Annotated in this window: 20 protein-coding genes and 2 tRNA genes; 14 read left to right on the plus strand and 8 right to left on the minus strand. The window is 72.0% G+C overall.

The annotated features are described in order from the left end of the window. The first annotated feature begins 38 nt into the window (after positions 1-38). The 3 genes from ABZY13_RS00665 (at position 39) to ABZY13_RS00675 (ending at position 2,022) form a co-directional block, all read left to right on the plus strand. The gene (locus ABZY13_RS00665) at positions 39-497 is read left to right on the plus strand and encodes a molybdenum cofactor biosynthesis protein MoaE (protein WP_356626483.1); all 459 of its coding nucleotides are present in this window, start codon (positions 39-41) and stop codon (positions 495-497) included. Between the two features lie 202 nt (positions 498-699). Further along, positions 700-864, plus strand: coding sequence for a hypothetical protein (locus tag ABZY13_RS00670; protein WP_356626484.1), 165 nt, complete (start codon positions 700-702; stop codon positions 862-864). Between the two features lie 60 nt (positions 865-924). Continuing rightward, a complete protein-coding gene (locus ABZY13_RS00675; protein WP_356626486.1) occupies positions 925-2,022 on the plus strand; it encodes a PDZ domain-containing protein in 1,098 nt (365 codons plus the stop codon). 75 nt (positions 2,023-2,097) lie between these two features. On the opposite strand, the gene ABZY13_RS00680 is transcribed toward ABZY13_RS00675, so the two are convergent. Beyond that, complete coding sequence (locus ABZY13_RS00680) at positions 2,098-2,640, minus strand: PPA1309 family protein (RefSeq protein ID WP_356626488.1); 543 nt, start codon at positions 2,638-2,640, stop codon at positions 2,098-2,100. A gap of 165 nt (positions 2,641-2,805) precedes the next feature. On the opposite strand from ABZY13_RS00680, the gene ABZY13_RS00685 reads away from it, so the two are divergent. From ABZY13_RS00685 to ABZY13_RS00700, 4 genes are all read left to right on the plus strand, one after another. Next, complete coding sequence (locus tag ABZY13_RS00685) at positions 2,806-5,781, plus strand: UPF0182 family protein (RefSeq protein ID WP_356626804.1); 2,976 nt, start codon at positions 2,806-2,808, stop codon at positions 5,779-5,781. A 44-nt stretch (positions 5,782-5,825) separates the two neighbouring features. After that, a tRNA-Met gene (locus ABZY13_RS00690) sits at positions 5,826-5,899 on the plus strand. 219 nt (positions 5,900-6,118) lie between these two features. Beyond that, the gene (locus ABZY13_RS00695; protein WP_356626489.1) at positions 6,119-7,945 is read left to right on the plus strand and encodes a sel1 repeat family protein; all 1,827 of its coding nucleotides are present in this window, start codon (positions 6,119-6,121) and stop codon (positions 7,943-7,945) included. A gap of 458 nt (positions 7,946-8,403) precedes the next feature. Beyond that, positions 8,404-8,477: transfer RNA gene (locus tag ABZY13_RS00700), tRNA-Met, on the plus strand. Between the two features lie 138 nt (positions 8,478-8,615). Here the strand turns inward: ABZY13_RS00700 and ABZY13_RS00705 are convergent. Next, the gene (locus tag ABZY13_RS00705) at positions 8,616-9,035 is read right to left on the minus strand and encodes a Fur family transcriptional regulator (RefSeq protein WP_356626491.1); all 420 of its coding nucleotides are present in this window, start codon (positions 9,033-9,035) and stop codon (positions 8,616-8,618) included. 145 nt (positions 9,036-9,180) lie between these two features. Between ABZY13_RS00705 and ABZY13_RS00710 the strand changes: the two genes are divergently transcribed. After that, positions 9,181-10,632 carry a catalase gene (locus ABZY13_RS00710; protein ID WP_356626493.1) on the plus strand — a complete coding sequence of 484 codons (1,452 nt, stop codon included), beginning with the start codon at positions 9,181-9,183 and terminating at the stop codon, positions 10,630-10,632. Between the two features lie 96 nt (positions 10,633-10,728). Here the strand turns inward: ABZY13_RS00710 and ABZY13_RS00715 are convergent, their stop codons facing one another. Both ABZY13_RS00715 and hisN read right to left on the minus strand, forming a co-directional pair. Then, positions 10,729-11,136 (minus strand): CBS domain-containing protein, encoded by a 408-nt coding sequence (locus tag ABZY13_RS00715; RefSeq protein ID WP_356626494.1) that lies wholly within the window; start codon positions 11,134-11,136, stop codon positions 10,729-10,731. A gap of 200 nt (positions 11,137-11,336) precedes the next feature. After that, positions 11,337-12,137 carry a histidinol-phosphatase gene (gene hisN, locus ABZY13_RS00720; protein ID WP_356626495.1) on the minus strand — a complete coding sequence of 267 codons (801 nt, stop codon included), beginning with the start codon at positions 12,135-12,137 and terminating at the stop codon, positions 11,337-11,339. Between the two features lie 244 nt (positions 12,138-12,381). Here hisN and ABZY13_RS00725 point away from each other — a divergent pair, with 244 nt between their 5' ends. Then, positions 12,382-13,098, plus strand: coding sequence for a helix-turn-helix domain-containing protein (locus ABZY13_RS00725; RefSeq protein WP_356626497.1), 717 nt, complete (start codon positions 12,382-12,384; stop codon positions 13,096-13,098). An 83-nt stretch (positions 13,099-13,181) separates the two neighbouring features. On the opposite strand, the gene ABZY13_RS00730 is transcribed toward ABZY13_RS00725, so the two are convergent. From ABZY13_RS00730 to ABZY13_RS00745, 4 genes are all read right to left on the minus strand, one after another. Continuing rightward, positions 13,182-13,505 carry a multidrug efflux SMR transporter gene (locus ABZY13_RS00730; protein ID WP_356626498.1) on the minus strand — a complete coding sequence of 108 codons (324 nt, stop codon included), beginning with the start codon at positions 13,503-13,505 and terminating at the stop codon, positions 13,182-13,184. A gap of 139 nt (positions 13,506-13,644) precedes the next feature. Further along, positions 13,645-14,655: a ribosome small subunit-dependent GTPase A gene (rsgA, locus tag ABZY13_RS00735; RefSeq protein ID WP_356626500.1), complete on the minus strand. Its 1,011-nt coding sequence runs from the start codon at positions 14,653-14,655 to the stop codon at positions 13,645-13,647. Positions 14,656-14,664: 9 nt separating this feature from the next. Further along, a complete protein-coding gene (gene aroA / locus ABZY13_RS00740) occupies positions 14,665-15,981 on the minus strand; it encodes a 3-phosphoshikimate 1-carboxyvinyltransferase (RefSeq protein ID WP_356626501.1) in 1,317 nt (438 codons plus the stop codon). Between the two features lie 195 nt (positions 15,982-16,176). Next, positions 16,177-16,899 (minus strand): M50 family metallopeptidase, encoded by a 723-nt coding sequence (locus ABZY13_RS00745; RefSeq protein WP_356626502.1) that lies wholly within the window; start codon positions 16,897-16,899, stop codon positions 16,177-16,179. Between the two features lie 49 nt (positions 16,900-16,948). Here ABZY13_RS00745 and ABZY13_RS00750 point away from each other — a divergent pair, with 49 nt between their 5' ends. The 5 genes from ABZY13_RS00750 to ABZY13_RS00770 all read left to right on the plus strand — a co-directional run bounded on the left by ABZY13_RS00750 (position 16,949) and on the right by ABZY13_RS00770 (position 21,185). Further along, positions 16,949-17,764: an SOS response-associated peptidase gene (locus ABZY13_RS00750; protein ID WP_356626504.1), complete on the plus strand. Its 816-nt coding sequence runs from the start codon at positions 16,949-16,951 to the stop codon at positions 17,762-17,764. 64 nt (positions 17,765-17,828) lie between these two features. Next, on the plus strand, positions 17,829-18,494 hold the full coding sequence (locus ABZY13_RS00755) for an alpha/beta family hydrolase (protein WP_356626806.1): 666 nt from the start codon (positions 17,829-17,831) through the stop codon (positions 18,492-18,494). A 256-nt stretch (positions 18,495-18,750) separates the two neighbouring features. Continuing rightward, positions 18,751-19,437, plus strand: a complete 687-nt coding sequence (gene sigR, locus ABZY13_RS00760; RefSeq protein WP_190161734.1) for an RNA polymerase sigma factor SigR — start codon at positions 18,751-18,753, stop codon at positions 19,435-19,437. Beyond that, positions 19,434-19,745, plus strand: a complete 312-nt coding sequence (gene rsrA, locus ABZY13_RS00765; protein WP_356626506.1) for a mycothiol system anti-sigma-R factor — start codon at positions 19,434-19,436, stop codon at positions 19,743-19,745. The genes sigR and rsrA overlap by 4 nt, the downstream gene beginning before the upstream one ends. 129 nt (positions 19,746-19,874) lie before the next feature. Continuing rightward, the gene (locus ABZY13_RS00770) at positions 19,875-21,185 is read left to right on the plus strand and encodes an HD-GYP domain-containing protein (protein WP_356626507.1); all 1,311 of its coding nucleotides are present in this window, start codon (positions 19,875-19,877) and stop codon (positions 21,183-21,185) included. Positions 21,186-21,447 lie beyond the last annotated feature (262 nt).

The raw sequence follows: 21,447 nt of genomic DNA on the forward strand, positions 1-21,447 counted from the left end.
CATTTCGCCTCCCTGCGCGCGTAGGGCACGATGGAGCCATGGCAGCCACCAACGATCATCCCGGTGAGCAGGGCGCGCAGGACCCCGTGAAGCTCATCGCCGTCCGGGACACCGCGCTCTCCCTGGACGAGGTCTTCCGGGCCGTCGGGGACGACGCGGCCGGCGGGACCGCGCTCTTCGTGGGCACCGTGCGCAACCACGACGGCGGCGCCGACGTCGACCGGCTGGGGTACTCCTGCCATCCGACCGCCGAGGCCGAGATGCGACGGGTCGCCGAGAAGGTCGTGGCCGACTTCCCGGTGCGCGCGCTGGCCGCCGTCCACCGTGTGGGCGACCTGAGCGTCGGGGACCTGGCCGTCATCGTCGCCGTCTCCTGCCCGCACCGCGGCGAGGCCTTCGAGGCGTGCCGGAAGCTGATCGACGACCTCAAGCACGAGGTGCCGATCTGGAAGCACCAGACCTTCTCGGACGGCACGGAGGAATGGGTCGGCGCGTAGCGCCGCCGTCGAGCGGTGGTGGGCGCCTGCCAACCGAGTGAGACGGCCTGCCGACCGGGCGGACCGGCGCGCGCCCGCCGTTCACCCGAGCCCGCCCGGCCCTCCGGTTGCGTAACCGCACCCCTGACGTGAGCGTTGTCAGTGCGGATGGTTAATCTGCTGATCAGTCAGTTGCGGACGCTCAAGGGGTTGGGAGGTCGGCATGGCGGCACTCGCCTGGTTGCTGATTCCGCTTGTGGCTGCGATCGGCGCCGGACTGTGGGGCACGTGGGCCAACAGGACCCGCAGGATCCGGAGCGACGGACCCGAGCTCGACGGATACGCCCGCTTCCGCGCGGCCATGGAGAAGTCGCACACCGGCCGCTGACGGGTGCGTGCAGAGCGGCCCTGACAGTGCGCCGTCAGCGGCGTCCCGTAATGTCGAGTCATGCCACGCCGCACCGCGACGATGCTCGCCTCCACCCTGATGCTGATCGCGCTCCTGTGCGCGGGAGTGCTCATCCCCGTGCCGTACGCGGAGATGTCCCCGGGGCCGACGGTGAACACGCTGGGGGACCACGACGGCGACCCGGTGCTGCAGATCTCCGGACGCAGGACGTATCCGACGGACGGTCACCTCAACATGACGACCGTCCGCGTGACCAGCGCCGAGTACCGGATGAACCTCGTCGAGGCGGTCTACGGCTGGCTGGCGCACGACAACAAGGTCGTCCCGCACGACACCCTCTATCCGGACGGCAAGACGGAGGAGGAGTCGACCCAGGAGAACGCCGAGGAGTTCAGCCAGTCCCAGGAGAGCGCCAAGGTCGCCGCCCTGAAGGAGCTGGACATTCCGGTCGAGTCCTGGGTGATCGTCTCCACGGTGGTCAAGGACTCCCCGGCCGAGGGACGGCTGCACGCCGGTGACGTGATCAAGGCCGTCGACGGCACCGCCGTGCACGAGCCCACGGACGTCGCCGAACTGGTGACCAAGCACCAGCCCGGCGAGGACGTCGTCTTCACCATCGTGCCCGCCAAGGAGCAGGCCGCCGCCGAGAAGGAGAAGCGGGCCACGAACAGGACGGAGAAGGTGACCATCACGACCGCCGCCTCCGAGGACGGCGGCGAGAAGCGCGCCATCGTCGGCATCTCCGCCGGGACCGACCACACGTTCCCGTTCGACATCGACATCAAGCTCGCCGACGTCGGCGGCCCCAGCGCCGGACTGATGTTCGCCCTCGGCATCTACGACAAGCTCACCCCGGGCAGCCTCACCGGCGGCAGCTTCGTCGCCGGCACCGGCACCATCGACGACGACGGCACGGTCGGCCCCATCGGCGGCATCGAGATGAAGACCGTCGGCGCGCGAGACAAGGGCGCCGAGTACTTCCTCACGCCCTCCGACAACTGCGCCGCCGCAGCCAAGGACACCCCCGAGGGCCTGCGGCTCGTGAAGGTCGGCACCATCGACGACGCCCTCGCCGCCCTGCAGGACATCCGCGCGGGCGACACCGACGACCTGCCCCGCTGCACCACCGACAGCTAGAAAGACCGCGCGGCCGAAACGACCTCGCGGCGACGGAGGGCGCCCTCCGTCGCCGCGCACCGGGCCCTCGGCCCCTCAGTCCTCGAACGTCGCCGCCAGCGCCTGGGCCAGTCCCGGCACCAGGTCCGAACCGGTGAGGACCTCCGTCGGCGAGTCCTTCTCCCGCAGCCGCAGCGCCGACTCGCGCGAGCCGTCCCGCAGCACCGCCACCGTCATCCGCACCTCCTGGCGCTCCGGGTGCCGCGCCACCCACTGCGTCAGCGCCGCCTCGTCCAGGTCCTGCGGGACCTGCGCCTCCGCGGACGGCGGCAGCATCAGCCGCTCCACCGTCAGGGCGCAGCCGGCCACGGCGTCGGGCCAGGCGATCGTGCCGAGGAACTCGTCGAGCGCCTTGTCCGTGGAAACCTCGTCCTGCTCGATCGGGGTGAGACCGGTGGCCTCCGGCTCGTCGCCCAGACCGAGCTGCTGCGCGAGGGCGGGTTCCTGGGCCCGCAGCCGAGCGGTGTCTACCAGGGCGAAAAGGCGGGCGGGCTGGTCCCAGCCGAGGCCGGAGACGTACTCGTCGATCTCGAGTACGGCCCGGGTGAGCGGGTTCGCCGCCATGGGAGTGTTGGACATGGTCACAATCCTGCCTCGTTCAGGCCCGGAATCGGGAACCGAGTAAAGCGTGAGTAAGTTGCATAGGTGAGGGCCTACGATCACATGGCCCTCCGCACGGCCCGCGAACACCCGGGGGCCTGACGGACCAACAGCGAACTTCGAGGTGCCACCTTGGCTTTCCAGATGCCGGACCGCGGCGGAGGCCCGACGGGGCCACGGATCAGAGTGGGCCGCCCGTCCCGGCGCGTCCGGACCCTGCTCATGACCCTGGGCGTGCTCGCCGTGCTCGCCATGGCGTTCACGATGTTCGCCGGGTTCTGGACGGACTGGCTCTGGTACCGGTCGGTGAACTACTCGTCGGTCTTCACCACCACCCTGTGGACGAAGATCGGCCTGTTCTTCGTCTTCGGCCTGCTGATGGCGCTCTCCGTCGGCTTCAACATCTGGCTGGCCCACCGGCTGCGCCCGCCGCTGAGCGCGATGTCCATGGAGCAGCAGAGCCTGGACCGCTACCGCATGGGCGTCGCGCCCTACAAGAAGTGGCTGCTGCTCGGGATCACGTCCCTGGTGGGCCTGATCGCCGGCGCCTCCGCCTCCGGCCAGTGGCGCACCTGGCTGATGTGGGTCAACGGCGTGTCGTTCGGCCAGAAGGACCCGCAGTTCCAGCTGGACGTCTCGTTCTACGCCTTCGACCTGCCCTGGTACCGGTTCCTGCTGGGCTTCGGCTTCGCCGCCGTGATCCTCTCGGTGATCGCCGCCTCGCTCACCCACTACCTGTACGGCGGCCTGCGGGTCACCAGCCCGGGCGCGCGGGCGACGGCCGCCGCGACCGGTCACCTGTCGGTGCTCATCGGCGTCTTCGTCGCGCTCAAGGCGGTCGCCTACTGGCTCGACCGGTACGGGCTGGCGGTCAAGTCCAGCGACTTCAAGGCCACCGACAACTGGACCGGTCTGCGCTACGTCGACGCCAACGCCTATCTGCCGGCCAAGACGATCCTGTTCTGCATCGCGGTCATCTGCGCCCTGCTGTTCTTCGCCACCATCTGGCGGCGCACCTGGCAGCTCCCGCTGATCGGCTTCGGTCTGATGGTGCTCTCCGCGATCCTCATCGGCGGCCTGTACCCGGCGATCGTGCAGAAGTTCCAGGTCCAGCCGAACGAGCAGGCCAAGGAGGCGCCGTACGTCGAGAAGAACCTCGCGGCGACGCGTGAGGCCTACGGCATCGACGGCACCCAGGTCACCGAGTACTCGGGCACCGGCAAGGGCGCCGAGCCGAGCAAGCTGCGCAGCGACGTCGACCGCACGGCGAGCATCCGCATCATGGACCCGAACATCATCTCGCCGACCTTCCAGCAGCTCCAGCAGATGCGGAAGTACTACGCGTTCCCGACCAACCTGGACGTCGACCGCTACAGCGCGAACGGCAAGGACCAGGACACGGTCATCGGTCTGCGCGAGCTGAACTACGCGGGCATCGACAAGCAGAACTGGATCAACAACCACTTCCGCTACACCCACGGCTACGGCGTGGTCGCCGCCGAGGGCACATCCGTCGACTCCGAGGGCCGCCCGGTCTTCACCGAGTCCGACCTGCCGTCCAAGGGCGACCTGCCCAAGTACGAGCAGCGGATCTACTACGGCGAGAAGACCAGCACGTACTCGATCGTCGGCGGTCCCCAGAAGGAGATCGACTACTCCGACGACAGCGGCGAGAAGACCTACAGCTACGAGGGCGACAGCGGGGTCAACCTCTCCAACCCGATCAACCGGGCGGCGTACGCGGTGGCGTTCAACGAGCCGCAGATCATGTACTCCGGGGCCATCGGCGAGGGTTCGAGGATCCTCTACAACCGCGTCCCCAAGGAGCGCGTCGAGGCGGTCGCGCCGTGGCTGACCATCGACGGTGACGCCTACCCGGCGGTCGTCGACGGGCGGATCCAGTGGATCGTCGACGCCTACACGACGACGAACGGCTACCCGTACGCCTCGCGCACCACCCTCGGCGACACCACGGCCGACTCGCTGACCGCGACCAACAACCAGCGCGCGGTCGTGGCGCAGCAGAACCAGGTCAACTACATCCGCAACTCGGTGAAGGCGACCGTCGACGCGTACACCGGTGAGGTCAAGCTCTACGAGTGGGACACCAAGGACCCGGTTCTCAAGACGTGGATGAAGGCGTTCCCCGGCACGGTCGAGCCGCGCAGCGCGATCAACCAGTCGCTGATGGACCATCTGCGCTACCCGCAGGACCTGTTCAAGGTCCAGCGCGAGCTGCTGACCCGCTACCACGTCAAGGACGCCAACACCTTCCTCAGCGGCAGCGAGGTGTGGCAGGTGCCGGACGACCCGACCAACAAGTCGGGCGACGCGGTGCCGCCGTATTACCTCAGCATGAGGATGCCCGACCAGAAGGAACAGGCGTTCTCGCTGACGACGACGTTCACGCCCAACGGGCGCGACAACCTCAGCGCCTTCATGGCGGTCGACGCCGAGGCGGGCAAGAGCGACTACGGCAAGATCAGAATCCTGAAACTGCCGACGAGCACGACGGTCAACGGACCCAAGCAGGTCCAGAGCCAGTTCAACTCCGAACAGGACATCGCCGAGTCCATCAGGCTGCTGAGAGGCGGCGACTCGGAGGTGGAGTACGGCAACCTGCTGACGGTGCCGCTCGACGGCGGACTGCTGTACGTCGAGCCGGTGTACGTCCGCGGCGGCGGCCTGCAGTACCCGCTGCTGCGCAAGGTGTTGGTGAGCTACGGCGGCAACACGGCCTTCGAGGACACGCTGGACGAGGCCCTCGACAAGGTGTTCGGCGCGAAGGGGTCGACCACCCAGCCGCCGGGCGAGGGCGAGGGCGAGGGCGACGGGGACACGCCGCCTCCGCCGCCGACGACCGACGACCCGACCGTGCAGCAGGCCCTGGACGACGCGCAGAAGGCGTTCGAGGCCGGCCAGGAGGCGCTGAAGAACGGCGACTGGGAGGCGTACGGCCGCGCCCAGGAGGACCTGGAGAAGGCACTGCAGCGGGCCGAGGAGGCTCAGTCCAAGGCCTCCGGAGGCGGTGGCGGCGCGGGCGGCGGGGACGCCGGTGATCCCAAGCCGAGCGGCAGTCCGAGGCCGAGCGGGAGTCCCAGCAGCAGTCCGGGCAGCTGATCGAAAAGCTCCCCCCGCGCCGTGGTACGGTTGCAGAACAACGGCGCGGGGTGGAGCAGCTCGGTAGCTCGCTGGGCTCATAACCCAGAGGTCGCAGGTTCAAATCCTGTCCCCGCTACTGAACACGAAGGCCCGGATCCTTTCGAGGATCCGGGCCTTCGTGATGTGCGCGTGCCTGTGACGAACGCATGTGCCGATGTGTGGGATCGCCGTGCCGCCGTGGGGAGTTGACCGATCTGTGTTTGACTTGTCTCTCTGTGGGCATGTCGACAAAACGCTGAAGTGACCTCACTGGCTGCGGTATACCAGGTGTACCCGGGTTGCGGGTGGTGCGACGATGGACGTTATGGGGGACAAAGTAACTCTGTTCGAGACAGGGCGATTTGTGCAGCCTTCCGGCCAGGAGGAGACCCGGGACGAAACCGGCGAAGCGGCCGAGGAGGCACGTCAGCGGCTCGCCGCCGAGGCCGGCGACGTCGAGGCGATGAGCGTTCTGGGGGCCATGCTGCTGCGCCGCGGTGATCTCGACGGAGCCGAACCCCATCTGCGCGCCGCGACCGCAGCCGGCGACCGCGCCGCCGCCAACAACCTCGGAGTCCTGCTGCACCAGCGCGGGTACGCCGACGAGGCCGCCGGGTGGTGGCGGATCGCCGCCGTCGCCGGATCGGCCGCCGCCGCGCACGCCCTCGGACGGCACCACCGGGAGCGCGGTGACGAGCCGGCCGCCGAGTACTGGCTGCGACAGTCCGCCGAGCAGGGCCATGTCCTGGGCGCCTACGCCCTCGCCGACCTGCTCGAACACCGCGCCGACGCCGGGGCCGAACACTGGATGCGGGTCGCGGCCGAGCGGGGACACCGGGAGGCGGCGTACCGGCTGGCGCGCGCCCTCGACCGCAGGGCCGCGGACGCGCACGAGAGCGGCGGCGACGGCGGCGGGACCTCCGCGGGGTCCTCCGCCGAGGAGGAGGCCGAGCAGTGGTACCGCCAGGCCGCCGCGCGCGGGCACCGGCGGGCCGCGCTGCACCTCGGCGCCATCCTGGAGAAGCGGGGCGAACTGAAGGAGGCGGGGCGCTGGTATCTGACGTCCGCCAAGGACGGCGAGCCGCGCGCCGCCTGCGCGCTGGGGTTCCTGCTGCGCGACGCCGGCGACGAGGAGAGCGCCGCCGTGTGGTGGCTGCGGGCCGCCCAGGAGGGCGACGGCAACGCGGCCAACGCGCTCGGCGCCCTGCACGCCGAGCGCGGCCAGACCCAGACCGCCGAGCGGTGGTACCGGGCGGCGTTGGACGCCGGTGACGTCAACGGCGCGTACAACCTGGGGCTGCTCTGCGCCGAGCAGGGGCGCACCACGCAGGCCGAGCAGTGGTACCGGACGGCCGCCTACGCGGGCCACCGGGAGGCGGCCAACGCGTTGGCGATCCTGCTGCTCCAGGGCGGGGACGAGACCGGCGCCGAGCCGTGGTTCTCCAAGGCCGCCGAGGCCGGCAGCGTCGACGCCGCCTTCAACCTGGGCATCCTCTACGCCGGGAGGGGCGAGGACCGGGACGCGCTGCGCTGGTACGAGCGGGCGGCGGCGGCCGGTCACACCGAGGCCGCGCTCCAGGTCGGCATCGCCCGGCTGCGCGAGGGGGACGAGCTGGAGGCCGAGCGGCATCTGCGGTGCGCGGCGGGCGGGGGAAGCGCGGAGGCGGCGTACCGGCTGGCGGCCGTGCTCGACGCCCGGCGGCCTCCGGCGCCCCAGCACGAGTTGGGGGAGGCGGTGCACCAGAAGGCCGAGTGCGAGGAATGGTACGAGCGGGCTGCCGCCCAGGGGCACCGGCGGGCCCAGGTGCGGGTCGGGATGCTCGCCGCGGCGCGGGGCGACGTGGTCGAGGCGGCCCGGTGGTACCGGGCGGCGGCCGAGGCCGGGTCCCGCAACGGGGCGTTCAACCTGGGGCTCCTGCTGGCCCGGGAGGGCAGCGAGCCCGAGGCGGCGGTGTGGTGGACCCGCGCGGCCGACGCCGGCCACGGACGGGCCGCGCTGCGGCTCGCTCTCGTCTACGCGCGCCGCGGGGAGCTGGCGGAAGGACAGCGCTGGGCCGACCGGGCGGTGGCCCTGGGCCCGGCGGAGGTCGCCGAACGCGCGGCCCGGCTGAGCGACGCGCTCCGCGAGGAACTGACGGCCTGAGCCGGGTGACGGCCGACTCCGCCGGCCGTCACCCGGCTCAGGCCGCTGCCGGTACGCTCCCCGGCGGTCGCCCCGGAGCTGCTGACCGCGAGCCCTCAGCGGCTAGGTGCCTCCGAGGGCGCGCGGCCTCCGGTATTCGGCGGGGGGTGGGGCCTGCGGGGGCGTGGCTCCTCCGGGTGTGGGGCCCTCGGTCTTCGGCGGGCGCGCGGCCTCCGGTCGGGCCGGTGAATGGCGAGCCGGTGAATCCGGGGGCGGAGTCCGCCGTCCGGGCGGCTGAGAGGCTCGGGCGACCGTGCGCCGCTCGCGCTCGGTTCGGGCAGACCGACGATGATCGGCGCGGACCCGGGTCGTACGGGGTGCCGCGGCGGGCCGGAAACCCGGCGGGGCACCGCGCCCGCGCACCCGCGACAACGGATTTGCCTTTGTTCGCGTCGTTGACGTAATGTTGCGTTTACCGACGCGGGGTGGAGCAGCTCGGTAGCTCGCTGGGCTCATAACCCAGAGGTCGCAGGTTCAAATCCTGTCCCCGCTACTCAAGGCCGAGGGCCGGAACCCCCAGAGGGTTCCGGCCCTCGGTGTTTCAGTCAGTGAACAGCGAAGCGGGACTGGCCGGTACCCGCAGCGAGCGGCCCCCGGCATCCACTGGATGCCGGGGGCCGCTCGTGACGTGTCAGGCCGCCGTCGCGCAGCTCGGGCACAGGCCGCGGTACGTCACCTCGACGTCCGACACCGTGAAGCCGTAGCGCTCCGAGTCGGGGAGGTCGGCCAGCGGGTTGCCGCCGGGGTGGACGTCCCGGATGGCGCCGCACTGGGCGCAGACCAGGTGGTGGTGGGGCCGGTGGGCGTTCGGGTCGTAGCGCTTGGCGCGCCTGTCCGTGCTGACCTCGAGCACCTCGCCCAGGGAGACCAGCTCCCCGAGCGTGTTGTAGACGGTCGCCCGGGAGATCTCCGGCAGCTTGGCCACGGCTCGTGCGTGGACCTCGTCGGCCGTCAGATGGACGTGTTCGCCGTCGAGGACCTCCGCCACGACGCGCCGCTGCGCGGTCATCCGCCATCCGCGGCCGCGCAGCCGTTCCAGAAGGTCGCTCATGAAAACCAGCCTAGCAGCAGGGGAGGACTATTTCCCGAACCGATGTCACTTTGGAGTCTTGCTTGACTTAGACAAAGTCCATTGTAGGATCGAGCCTGGCTTTGGCCGAGGTTCAACACAGGCAGTGATGACGCAGGAGGCGCACGTGACCCAGGGACCGCTCACGACGGAGGCCGGCGCGCCGGTCGCCGACAACCAGAACAGCGAGACCGCGGGCGTCGGCGGCCCCGTGCTCGTCCAGGACCAGCTGCTCCTGGAGAAGCTGGCTCACTTCAACCGTGAGCGCATCCCGGAGCGTGTCGTGCACGCCCGCGGCGCCGGCGCCTACGGCACCTTCACGGTCACCGCCGACGTCACCCCGTACACGCGCGCCGGGTTCCTGTCCGAGGTGGGCAAGCAGACCGAGGTCTTCCTGCGCTTCTCGACCGTGGCCGGCAACCTGGGCGCGGCGGACGCCGTCCGCGACCCGCGCGGTTTCGCGGTGAAGTTCTACACCGAGGAGGGCAACTACGACCTCGTCGGCAACAACACCCCGGTGTTCTTCATCAAGGACGCCATCAAGTTCCCCGACTTCATCCACACCCAGAAGCGCGACCCGTACACCGGCTCCCAGGAGGCGGACAACGTCTGGGACTTCTGGAGCCTGTCGCCCGAGTCCACGCACCAGGTGACCTGGCTGTTCGGCGACCGCGGCATCCCCGCCTCGTACCGCCACATGGACGGCTTCGGCTCCCACACCTTCCAGTGGAACAACGAGGCCGGCGAGGCCTTCTGGGTGAAGTACCACTTCAAGACGGACCAGGGGATCAAGAACCTGACCGCCGAGGAGGCCGAGATCCTCGCGGGCAAGGACCCCGACTCCCACCAGCGCGACCTGCGCGAGGCCATCGAGCGGGGCGAGTTCCCGACCTGGACCGTCGGCGTGCAGATCATGCCGGTGGCCGAGGCGGCGACGTACCGCTTCAACCCGTTCGACCTGACCAAGGTGTGGCCGCACGCCGACTACCCGGTGGTCTGGTTCGGCAAGCTGGAGCTCAACCGCAACCCGGAGAACATCTTCGCCGAGGTCGAGCAGTCGATCTTCAGCCCCGCCCACTTCGTGCCGGGCATCGGCCCGTCCCCGGACAAGATGCTCCAGGGCCGCCTCTTCGCGTACGGCGACGCCCACCGCTACCGCGTCGGCATCAACGCCGACCACCTGCCGGTGAACCGCCCGCACGCCACCGAGGCGCGCACCAACTCGCGTGACGGCTACCTGTACGACGGCCGCCACAAGGGCGCGAAGAACTACGAGCCGAACAGCTTCGGCGGCCCGTCCCAGACGGACCGTCCGCTGTGGCAGCCGGTCGCCGTCACCGGCCTCACCGGCAACACCGAGGCCCCCGTGCACGCCGAGGACAACGACTTCGTGCAGGCGGGCAACCTCTACCGGCTGATGACGGAGGACGAGAAGGAGCGCCTGGTGAACAACCTGGCGGGCTCCCTCTCGCAGGTCTCGCGCGAGGACATCGTCGAGCGCGCGATCAACAACTTCCGTCAGGCCGACGCCGACTTCGGCAAGCGGCTGGACGCCGCGGTCCAGGCCCTGCGCGGCTGACACCAGCACTGGATCGCCTGCCGAGGCGACGGGCCGGGCTCCCTGTCCAGGGACCCGGCCCGTTCGTGTACGCCGTCGGCGCGGCGGGCCGTCGGCTCAGGCGGGGACCTGCCGGCGCACCGAAGCCTGCCGGACGGGCGCCCAGCAGCGGATGATGTCGCGCACCGAGACGATGCCGGCCGGCTCGTCGCGTTCGAGGACGATCAGATGCCGGAAACCTCCGTGCGTCATGGCGGTCGCCGCCTCCTCCAGGGTCCAGGACGGGGCGGCGAACACCACGTCGGTGGTGGTGTGGGCGTGGGCGCGCTCCGCGTCCGGATCCTGGCCGAGGCCGACGGAGTTGAGGATGTCGCGCTCGGTCAGGATGCCGATGCCGCCGGCATCGGGGTCGTACACCACGGCCGCGCCGACGCTGCGGGCGGACATCAGTGCGGCGGCCTGACGGAGGGTGTGGGCGGGGCCGATGGTGAGGACCACGGAGCTCATGGCGTCGCGGACGAGCATGGTGGGGTGCCACCTCCTGAAGGGTGTGCCCTGAGAACGCCCGGGACAGTCCGGAGGTTCACAAGTTCACAAGTGGGGGGACCCTCAGAGTGGCAGGCGAAGAGGGGGTCAACAAGAGGGCGCGCGAGGCGTGTTGCGGGCGCGCCCACCGTGTCGAATGCGCTGGTTGAGACGGAGCGGCAGCGATTGGGCGAGGCGGGTCAGTAGCGCTGGTTGAGGTAGCCGAGCAGCTCGTCGTGGAGCAGGCCGTTCGACGCCGCCGCGTTGCCGCTGTGCGGGCCGGGGCGGCCGTCGAGGCCCGTGAAGGTGCCGCCCGCCTCCGTGACGATGATCGCGTTCGCGGCCATGTCCCAGAGCGACAGCTCCGGCTCGGCGCACATGTCGACCGAGCCCTCGGCGACCATCATGTACGGCCAGAAGTCGCCGTACGCACGCGTGCGCCACACCTCGCGGCTCAGGTCCAGGAAGCCGTTCAGCCGGTGCTGCTCCTCCCAGCCGGACAGCGAGGAGTACGCGAAGGAGGCGTCGGACAGCTTGGCGACCCGGGAGACCTGGAGCCGGGTCGAGGAGGACAGGCTGCGGCCCGTGAAGGCGCCGTGGCCCTTCGCCGCCCACCAGCGGCGGCCCAGGGCGGGGGCGGAGACGACGCCGACGACCGGCTGGTAGCCGCCCTCCGCCGCCTCCATCAGGGAGATCAGCGTGGCCCACACGGGGACGCCGCGGACGTAGTTCTTGGTGCCGTCGATCGGGTCGACGACCCAGCGGCGCGGGCCGGTGCCCTCGATGCCGTACTCCTCGCCGAGGATGGCGTCGCGGGGGCGGGCGCGCTGGAGCTGGCCGCGGATCAGCTCCTCCGCCGCCCGGTCGGCCTCGCTCACCGGCGTCATGTCCGGTTTGGTCTCCACCTTGAGGTCGAGGGCCTTGAACCGGGCGGTCGTCGCGGCGTCGGCGGCGTCCGCGAGGACGTGGGCGAGACGCAGGTCGTCGAGATAGTCGGGCATGTGGGAACGGTATCCGGCGGGGTCGGTGCGATGCCACCGCGGGTTGCCGCGAGGGCGGACGGTCGCCGCAGGGTGCCGAGGCGAGCGGACGGTCGCCGCAAGGCGCTGAGGGGGGCGGTCGGTTGGCGCAGGATGCCGCGGGGCGTGCCGGGCGGCGGACCGCGGCGGCTTGCGCCAACCCTTGACAGTGCTCCGGTACACGTCAAACCTGGGCGCAGAGTCGGTCGCCCCGAGGGAGGCGATGATGTCCGCAGCGCGGGAGTCCCTGCTGGACGCCGCCCACACGGCGCTCGCGCGCCGCCCCTGGTCCGCGGTGCGGATGGTGGACGTGGCCGCGGCGGCCGGGGTGTCGCGGCAGACCCTCTACAACGAGTTCGGCAGCAAGGACGGCCTCGCCCGCGCGCTGGTCCGCCGGGCGGCCGACGGCTGTCTCGCCGGGGTCGACCGCGCCCTCACCGCGTACGACGACCCCCGTGACCGGCTGGTGGCCGCCGCCGAGTGGACGGTGTCGGCCGCCCGGGAGAACGCGCTGGTACGGGCCCTGCTCACCGGCTGCTGGAACGACCGCGTGCCCGCGCCCGTCCTCGCGGCGGTGCCCTCCTCCTCCGTCGTGCCCGCCCAGCGCCGCGCCGACGGCCCGCTGCCCTCGCCCGGCGACTTCGTGACGCTCGTGCGCGACCGCGCGGTGGCGGCCCTGACGGCGCCCGGCGGGCGGACGTCCGCTGCGGCCGAGCCGTTCACGACCGCGGAGCGGATCCGTGCCGCGGCGCACGCCAGGCCGGGGGAACCGGTCCGGTCCGCCGAGCCGGCCCGCTCCGGGGAGCCGGCCGCGTCCGCCGAGCTGGTCCGCTGCTGCGAACTGGTCGTCCGGCTCGCCCTGTCCTGCGTGGCGGCCCCTCCGCCCGGGAAGGACGGCGTCGCGGACCTCGTACGGGGCGCACTCGCCGGGCGGGAGCTCTGATCATCCGAGCGTCGGTGCACGGCCGCCCGGTCGGACCGCCCCATCAAGGCGCGCTTCCGGAGGACCGCCCCTTCGAGCCCACCTCAGTGCGCCGACCCCGACAACTGCAACCCGATGATCCCGATGATCACCAGACTGATCGACACGATCTTCAGCGTCGAGACGATGTCCCCCAGGAAGATCATCCCGTAGATCGCCGTCCCGGTCGCGCCGATGCCCGTCCACACCGCGTAGGCCGGGCCCACGTCGAGCTTCTTCAGGGCCAGCGTCAGCAGGCCGAAGCTGCCGAGGGCGAAGACGCAGAAGGCGATCGTCGGCCACAGCCGGGTGAACCCGTGGGACAGCTTCAGGCAGACGGCGAACCCGGTCTCGAGCAACCCGGCCACGATGACCAGCAGCCACGCCATGTGTCGTCCTCCCCGTACCCCGCGTTCCGGTGACCGCTCGCCGCTCGTCCGGGCCGCCAGCGATTATGCCCTTACCTGCCCCGGGCGGTGACGAACAACGCGTCGACGAACACATGAAGGCCAGTCACCCACCCGAAGGTCAGTCCTCCTCCGTGCGCTCCCGCGTGGACAGCAGCCGGCGCAGCGAGTAAAGGCGCGCGGGGTCGGCGTGGCCGTCGGCCGCCCACTGGTCCAGCGCACAGTCCGGCTCGTCGTGACTGCACGCGCGCGGGCAGCCCTCCGTGCCCGGCACCAGGTCGGGGAAGGCGTTGATCACCCGCGACGGGTCGATGTGCGCGAGACCGAAGGACCGCACGCCCGGAGTGTCGACCACCCAGCCGCCCGCGCCGGCCAGCGGCAGGGCCAGCGCCGACGTGGTGGTGTGCCGGCCCCGGCCCGTCACGGCGTTGACATGTCCCGTCGTACGCCGCCGCTCCTCCGGCACGAGCGCGTTGACCAGGGTCGTCTTGCCGACGCCGGAGTGACCGACGAACGCGGTGACCCGGCCCTCCAACTGGGCGCGCACCCGGTCCGCCGCGTCGCCGTTCTCCAGTTCCTCGCGGCTGGTCACGACGTAGGGGATGTCCAGGTCGCCGTAGAGCTCCAGCAGCTTGTCCGGCGGGGCCAGGTCCGACTTGGTCAGCACCAGCAGCGGGGTGAGACCGCCGTCGTAGGCCGCGACCAGGCAGCGGTCGATCAGGCGCGGGCGGGGCTCGGGGTCGGCGAGGGCGGTGACGACGGCCAGCTGGTCGGCGTTGGCGACGACCACGCGCTCGTAGGGATCGTCGTCGTCCGCGGTGCGGCGCAGCACCGAGGTGCGCTCGGCGATGCGGACGATCCGGGCCAGGGTGTCCTTCTTGCCGGACAGATCGCCGACCAGGGCCACCCGGTCGCCGACCACCGCGGCCTTGCGGCCCAGCTCGCGGGCCTTCATCGCCATGACGACCCGGTCGTCGACGAGGCAGGTCAGCCGGCCCCGGTCGACGGTGAGGACCATCCCCTCGGCGGCGTCCTCGTGCTTGGGGCGGATGTGCGTGCGCGGACGGTTGCCCTTGCGGTTGGGGCGGCTGCGGATGTCGTCCTCGTCGGTGTGCTTGCCGTAGCGGCGCATGGTGAACCCCTACGCCCCGAGCATCCCGGTCCACAGGTCGGGGAAATCGGGCAGGGTCTTCGCCGTCGTGGCCACGTTCTCGATCCGCACCCCCTCGACCGCCAGGCCGATGACCGCGCCGGCGGTCGCCATGCGGTGGTCCTCGTACGTGTGGAAGATCCCGCCGTGCAGCGGGCGCGGGCGGATGTGGAGGCCGTCCGCGGTCTCCGTGACATCGCCGCCGAGTTCGTTGATCTCCTTGGTGAGGGCGGCCAGCCGGTCCGTCTCGTGCAGCCGCAGATGGGCGACGCCGCGCAGCGTGGAGGGGGAGTCGGCCAGGGCGGCGACCGCCGCGATGCCCGGGGTCAGCTCGCCGACGTCGCCGAGGTCCACGTCGATACCGTGGATGCCACCCGAACCGGTGAACTCCAGCCCGTATTCCGTCAGTTCGCAGGAACCGCCCATTTCGGCGAAGATCTCCCGGAGCCGGTCGCCGGGCTGGGTGGTGCGCGCGGGCCAGTCCGGGATCACCACCCGGCCGCCGGTGACCAGGGCCGCCGCCAGGAACGGCTGGGCGTTGGACAGGTCCGGCTCGACGGTCAGGTCCCGCCCGAGCAGGGCTCCCGGCGTGACCCGCCAGACGTTGCGCTCGCCGCCCGACTCCGGGGTGTCCACCTGGGCGCCGACCGCGCGCAGCATGTCGACGGTCATCCGGATGTGCGGCAGGGACGGCAGCGTCGCCCCGATGTGCCGGACCTCGACGCCCTGGTTGAACCGCGGTCCCGACAGCAGCAGGGCGCTGACGAACTGCGACGACGACGAGGCGTCGATCTCCACCGGCCCGCCGTCCAGCGCACCCCCGCCGTGCACCGTCAGCGGCAGCGCGCCGCGCCCGTCGTCGTCGATCCGGGCCCCGAGGACGCGCAGCGCGTCGATCACGCCGTGCAGCGGACGCTCGTACGACCGGGGGTCGCCGTCGAAGCGGACGGGGCCGTCGGCGAGCGCGGCGACCGGCGGCAGGAAGCGCATGACCGTGCCGGCGTTGCCGACGTCGACCGCGGCCGGGCCGCGCAGGCCGGTGGGGAGCACGCGCCAGGCTTCGCCCGTGCCGTCCGGACCGATCCCCTCCTCGATCTCCACGCCCATCGCGCGCAGCGCCCCGGCCATCAGCAGGGTGTCGCGGGAGCGCAGCGGGCGGCGCACCCAGCCCGGCTCGGAGGCGAGGGCGGCGAGCACGAGAGCGCGGTTGGTGACCGACTTGGACCCGGGCACGTGGACCGTCGCGTCGACGGCTCCGCTCGCGTGCGGGGCAAGCCAGAGGGCGGTTTCTGCGCGGTTCGGGGCCATGGGGCCCACTTTATAAGGAGGCGGGGACTCGGGTGCGGCGCCGTTGGGGCTGGTCGCGCCCGGGGTGCCGGGGGGTGCGGGGCCGGCCGCGCCGATGCCGCCGAGGAGGGCGCGGCGCCTGTCTCCCGGCGGCCGGCCGTCACGCGAGCCGTCCCGTCCGCGCCCGTGCACGGCGAGCGTCCTGCCATCCGGGCGTCACAGCCCCAGGAGCCATCTGCCTCCCCCTATCAGCGAGCACAGCGACACCACGTGGAACAGGAGGAACCACAGCGCCGCCGGCGCGTGCGTCAGCCGGGACAGCTGGTCCGCGTCCGAGTCGCCCGCGCCTCCCCGCGACCGCTTCGCCTGGAGCTCGAAGGCCGGGCGGACGCCGCCGAGCAGCAGGAACCACACCACCGCGTACGCGAACGCCGCCTGCACCTGGGGCCCGGACAGCCAGGACACCAGCAGGAACGTGCCGCCCGTCAGCAGCACGGTCAGGGCGCCGTAGGCGTTGCGGATCATCACCAGCATCGCCACCAGCAGCGCCGTCGCCAGCCACAGCAGCAGCGTGATCCGCCCGGCGCCCAGCAGCGCGGCGCCGCCCAGGCCGAGCAGCGGGGGAGCGGTGTAGCCGGCCGCCGCGGTGAGGATCATGCCGAGGCCGTGCGGTTTGCCCCGGCTGACGGTCAGGCCGCTGGTGTCCGAGTGCAGCCGTATCCCCGTCAGCGTGCGGCCCGTCAGCAGCGCCACCAGGCCGTGGCCGCCCTCGTGGGCGATGGTGACGGCGTTGCGCGACAGCCGCCACGCGACGTGCGGGACGACCGCCGCGAGCGCGGCGACGAGCGTGGCGATCACCACCCACAGGTCGGGATCGGGCTGGGTCCCCGAGACCTCGTCCCACAGGGAGGCGAGCGAGGCGGCGGCGATGGCTTCCATGTCGGTGGTGGCTCCCTCTGGCCGTGCGGAGTCTGGCAGTGTGGCACGTATGTGCGGACGGTATGCAGCGAGTCGCAGGCCCGAGGATCTCGCGGGAATCTTCGAGGTCGAGAAGTGGGAGCCCGAGGAGACCCTGGAGCCCGACTACAACGTGGCCCCGACCAAGGAGGTCTACGCGGTCCTGGACCGCCCCCTGAAGGACACCGGCGATCCCCGCCCGGTCAGGCAGCTGCGCCGGCTGAAGTGGGGACTGGTCCCGTCCTGGGCCAAGACCCCCGAGGGCGGCGCCCGGATGATCAACGCGCGCGCCGAGACGGTGCACGAGAAGCCCGCCTACCGCCGCGCCTTCGCCGCCCGGCGCTGCATCCTGCCCGCCGACGGCTACTACGAGTGGGTCACCGGCAAGCAGGAGCGGGACCTGGAGGTCGAGGGCCGGAGGAAGCGGCCGCGCAAGCAGCCGTACTTCGTGCTGCCCGCCGACGGCTCGGTGTTCGCGATGGCGGGGCTGTACGAGTTCTGGCGCGACCGCACACTGCCCGACGACCACCCGATGGCCTGGTGGGCGACCTGCTCGGTGATCACGACGGAGGCGGAGAACTCGCCGCTGGCGGTCGCCCCCGCGGAGGGCCCCGACACGCTCGCGGAGATCCACCCCCGGATGCCGCTGATGCTCACCCCGGACCGCTGGGACGACTGGCTCGACCCCGCCCGCACCGACCCCGACGACCTGCGCGAGCTGCTCGCGCCGCCCCCGCCCGGTCTGATGCGGGCGTACCCGGTCACCACGGCCGTCAGCAACGTCCGCAACAACGGGCCGGAGCTGCTGAAGGAGCTGGAGGGGCCGGTGGAGGGCACACTCTTCTGACATGACTGCCGAGACTCCCGAGGCTTCCGGCACCCCCGCGGCCACCGAGACCTCCGAGACGTCCATGACCCCGGCGAGCCCAGCGACCCCGGCGATGTCCGAGGCGTCCGAACTGGTCGACACGGAGGCCGGCCCCGCCCGCATCACCTGGCGTCCGGCGCCCAGCCCGCGGCTGGTGCTGGCCGTGAGCCACGGCGCCGGCGGGGGCGTCGAGGCCCGCGACCTCCAGGCCCTCGCCGCCGAGCTGCCCCGGCACGGCGTGACCGTGGCGCTGATCGAGCAGCCCTGGCGGGTGGCCGGCAAGAAGGTCGCGCCCGCGCCGAGGACACTGGACGCCGGCTGGCGGGCGATCTGGCCGGCGGTGGCGGTGCCGGGGCTGCCGGTGATCTCCGGCGGACGCAGCGCCGGCGCCCGGGTGGCCTGCCGCACGGCGGCCGAGCTGGGCGCGGCGGCCGTCCTCGCGCTGAGCTTCCCGCTGCACCCGCCGGGCCGCCCCGAGAAGTCCCGCGCCGCCGAACTCCTCGGCGCCGGTGTGCCCACCCTCGTCGTCCAGGGCGGCAACGACCCGTTCGGCAGGCCGGAGGAGTTCCCCGAGGGCGCGCACGAGCTGGTCGAGGTGCCGTACGGCGATCATGGCTTCGCCGTGCCGAAACGCGCGCCGATCGGGCAGGAGGAGGCCGTGTCGATCATCACGGACGCGGTGGCGGCGTGGGCCGGATCACTCGGCTGAAGGGCGGGAATGCGGCGGCGCGGGACACTGTTGAGGCGAGACAGAAGCACTGGTGACCAGTGCCGACGTCGTAGGAGAGGAAGTCCGCCCCATGGGTTCGACCTTCTGCCCCGCCCGCAGCGGCCGTGCCGACCTGGACTGGACGGTGCTGCACGCGGCCAAGACGGCCCCTATTCGGGCGGCGGGCGGACCGGATCGTCGTCTATCCTCCGATTCGAGTGGGACCGCAGCCGGTTTCACGACATCGCTTGAGGAGGTGGGTCCGGTTCCCGGTACCGACGCAGGGACCGAACACGGCCAGGCGGAGCAGCCCGAGGGCCGGGGCGGCACGGGCGCGGAGTCGACCGCGGAGCGCAGCGCGCGCTTCGAACGGGACGCGCTCGAATTCCTCGACCAGATGTACTCGGCCGCGCTGCGCATGACGCGCAACCCGGCCGACGCCGAGGACCTGGTGCAGGAGACCTACGCCAAGGCGTACGCGTCCTTCCACCAGTTCCGTGAAGGCACCAACCTCAAGGCGTGGCTGTACCGCATCCTCACCAACACGTTCATCAACTCGTACCGCAAGAAGCAGCGCGAACCCCAGCGCAGCGCGGCCGAGGAGATCGAGGACTGGCAGCTCGCCCGCGCCGAGTCGCACATGTCGACGGGTCTGCGCTCCGCCGAGTCGCAGGCGCTCGACCACCTGCCCGACTCGGACGTGAAGGAAGCGCTGCAGGCGATCCCCGAGGAATTCCGCATCGCCGTGTACCTCGCCGATGTCGAGGGCTTTGCGTACAAGGAGATCGCGGACATCATGGGGACACCCATCGGAACGGTGATGTCCCGGCTGCACCGGGGCCGCCGTCAACTGCGCGGCATGCTCGAGGACTACGCCCGAGAGCGCGGGCTGGTCCCGGCCGGCGCCGGAGAGTCGAACGAAGCGAAAGGCTCGGGCTCATGAGCTGCGGAGAGCCGCACGAGACGGACTGCAGTGAGGTCCTGGACCATCTGTACGAATTCCTCGACAGCGAGATGCCCGAAGGCGACCGCGACAAGTTCCGGCACCACTTCGAGGAATGCTCGCCGTGCCTGGAGAAGTACGGCCTGGAGCAGGCCGTGAAGAAGCTGGTGAAGCGGTGCTGCGGACATGACGACGTGCCGACCGACCTGCGCGCCAAGGTGATGGGCCGGATCGACCTGATCCGTTCCGGACAGTCGGTGCCCGAGCACGACGTGACCGCCGCGCCGGTCACCCACCAGGAGACCTGACCCGCCGCCGGCCTCGGGTCCGTTTTCACCCGAACGTGCTAATCGGCGGACTACGGTCCACTCCCTCCCCCACGCGCGCCTAGGCTCCGGAGCCTGGAAGCAGGTCGGGGGACCGGGGAGGGCGTCGGCATGGAGGCGGTTCCGGGACGGGCACGCGTCTACGTCGCCTGCGCCGTCCTCGGCGCGCTGCTGTGCCTGACCCCGCTGCCCGACCTGCGCACGCCCTGGTGGGCGACCGCGCTGCTGGCCGCCGTGTACGCCGGCGGCGAGCTGCTCGCCCGCAGGCGCTTCCCCGGCACCTTCTACCCCGTCCTGCTGGCCGCCGCGTTCCTGCTGCCCCCGCCCGCCGCCGCGCTGGTGGCGCTGCCGGGGGCGCTGACCTCGCCGGTCGAGGAGCGGCCGGTGCGGCTGCGCCGGGTGTGGCGGGCGGCCGAACTGATGCTCGCCGTCTGGGGCGCGGGGAGGGTGTTCTGGACGCTCGGCGGACGGGACGCGGTCGTCGCCGCCGACTTCCCCCGGGTCCTGCTGCCCGCGGGCGCCGCGGTCCTGGCCTTCTGCGCCGTGCTCACCCTGCTCGACGGCGGCATCCTGGCGCTGGCCGAGCGGGTGCCGGTACGGCGGGCGTGGCGGGGCCTGTTCGGGCGGTCGCTGGCGCCGCTGTGCGTGCACGGACTGGCGGGGCTCATGATGGCCGTACTGTGGCGCAGCCCCTGCGGTCCCGTCGCCGCGCTGCTCGTGCTGCTGCCGATGGGCGTGTCCTGGTGGGCGTTCGCCCAGTACCACCGCGAGCGCGCCGCCCATCACGCCACCATCCGGGCCCTGGTCCAGGCCGTCGACATCAAGGACGGCTACACCCGCGGCCACAGCGAACGCGTCGGACAGGCGTCCATGATGATCGCCCGCGAGCTGGGCCTGGACGACGACCGGGTGGAGGTCCTGCGGTTCGCCGGCATCCTGCACGACGTCGGCAAGCTCGGCGTCCCGACCCGGCTGCTGCGCAAGGACGGGCCCCTCACGCCCGAGGAGCGCCGGGTGATCGAGCTGCACCCCGAGTACGGGCACGAGATGGTGCGGGGCATCTCCTTCCTCGGCGAGGCCCGCGCCGCCGTGCTCCACCATCACGAACGGCTGGACGGCAGCGGCTACCCCTACGGGCTCGCCGGCAGCCAGATACCGGAGTCCGCGCGGGTCGTCGCCGTCGCGGACGCCTTCGACGCGATGACGTCCACCCGCTCCTACCGCCGGGCACGCCCCGTCGAGGTCGCGCTGGAGGAGCTCCGGCGGTGCGCCGGGGCGCAGTTCGACCCCCGGATGGTCGCCGCGCTGGTCCGCGCCCTGCACCGTGACGGCTGGCACCCGGCGGTGACCGCCGACGAGCCCCGCGACCGGGACCGTGTTCCGGCGCCCGCGCCGTCCTGGCGGACCGAGGCGAAACGATGACCGCACCGGCCCGCGCCGCCGACGGGCCCGTGTCGCCCCGCCGGCCGCGTGGGCCTGTGTCCGTCTGTCGGCAGGGCGGGCGTGTGTCCGTCTGTCGGCAGCACCGGTGCATGTTCGCTCGCCGACACCGTCATGGCGGGCCTGCGTCGGCTCGCCGGCCGCGTGGGCCTGTGTCCGTCTGTCGGCAGGGCGGGCGTGTGTCCGTCTGTCGGCAGCACCGGTGCATGTTCGCTCGCCGACACCGTCATGGCGGGCCTGCGTC

Source organism: Streptomyces sp. NPDC006610 (assembly GCF_040611575.1).
Taxonomy (GTDB): Bacteria; Actinomycetota; Actinomycetes; order Streptomycetales; family Streptomycetaceae; genus Streptomyces.